Source organism: Ruminococcus sp. MCC718 (assembly GCF_018783905.1).
Lineage (GTDB): Bacteria > Bacillota > Clostridia > Lachnospirales > Lachnospiraceae > Hominisplanchenecus > Hominisplanchenecus faecis.
Genome location: NZ_WQNP01000037.1, coordinates 3,394 through 4,926 on the forward strand (window position 1 = coordinate 3,394; position 1,533 = coordinate 4,926).

The window sequence follows — 1,533 nt, forward strand, 5'->3', positions numbered from 1 at the left end:
TGTATACCACCTGGGACATATATGGTTCAGAGATTAGAACACTGAAAAACTAGGTTTTTTAAAAGGCTGCAATCGTAAAAGGTTGCAGCCTTTTGCACTTGACAGAAATAGCGGAAGTATTTATACTATTATTAATATAAGTGAAAAATATTAATAATAAATATTGTGTAATTTTGGGCAGAGAAAGGGTGGTTTTATGAAAAAGAAATTTTTGAAACTGTTCACATCGGTTGCAATGCTGGCTCTCGTGTTCTGTCTCCATCAGAATGTCCGGGCAGAGGAGATTGCACAGCCAACGGAAAAGGATGTCTATATCCATCACGATGATGGAGAGGACTATGTAGCCAATCGCTATGAAAGAGCGATCGTGGTAGACCGTGTGGTATATCAGTATCTTCCGGAGAAAGACAGTTACCGTATCGTAGCATTTGATGATAACGATGAAGAATTTCCGGAAGGCATTACTTTTAAACCTCGTTCGGAAGTAAGAGGCAAACCGGTCACAGGAATTTACATTGACGGAGAAGAGGACGGACCGAGCTATCTTACACGGCTCAATTTAGTTCTCCCGGATTCGGTAAAAGATATTGAGATCAGCGGTGCAAGTTTTGGTTCTATTACATTACCAAAGTTCCTGACTGTCACACCAGGAGTAATATTCGAAAGTGATTTTGAGCAGATTATTATTCCAGAAGGAACTACAAATGTGAGTGGGATTCATAATATTTGGAAGCTCCGGAAGATAGAGCTTCCGTCTTCAACAAAAAGAATTGGAAAATATTTCTTGGAGGACAGCTCGGATCTGAGAACCGTATACATTCCGGAAGGAGTTACCGAGATTGGTGCAGAAGCGTTTTCCGGATGTCCGAAACTTGAAATTTATATCCCGGAAAGTGTAAAGAAAATCGGTAAAAATGCATTTAAGAAAACTAATGAGTACGGACAGGTAAAAATGATCTATTGTGCCAATAATTCTGCCGCACATAAGTATGCGAAGAAAAATCATCTTCCATATACGATCATAGATCCAGTCAAAACTTCTTACAAAGCGACAGACCTGTTACTGAGCACAAAGCAGATCAGTATGCCGATCGGTGCAAAGAAGAGAGTACTTTATCAGGTAACGCCGGTTTATGCTGCCAAACGTAATGTAAAATTCAGCAGCAGCAATTCCAAAGTGGTATCTGTAAATGCAAAGGGTATGATGACGGCAAAGAAAAACGGAAAAGCAACGATCACCGTTCAGTTAAAGAGCGGAAGCAAAAAGAAAGTGAAACTGAAAGTCGTTGTCCAGCCTCGGGCTCCGTATCTTTCGGCAGACAGCGTTGAGAATAAAAATACAACGGTATTTACCTGGAATAAATCCGAAGGCGAAGAAGGGTATGAGCTCAGCTGTTCCGATACGAAAAACGGAACCTACAAAGTCATCAAAAAAGTGACCGGCAAAACAAAGATCACATTCAAGGCATCAACAAAGAAATATTACAAAATCCGTGCCTGGTATAGAACAGCAAAAGGAAAGAAGTATTACAG

The 1,533-nt window shown here is 40.2% G+C and carries 1 protein-coding gene; it reads left to right on the forward strand.

The features are described 5' to 3' along the window. Positions 1–196: 196 nt before the first annotated feature. On the forward strand, positions 197–1,533 hold a 1,337-nt coding region (locus tag GPK60_RS04930; RefSeq protein WP_215658988.1), incomplete at its 3' end, for a leucine-rich repeat domain-containing protein.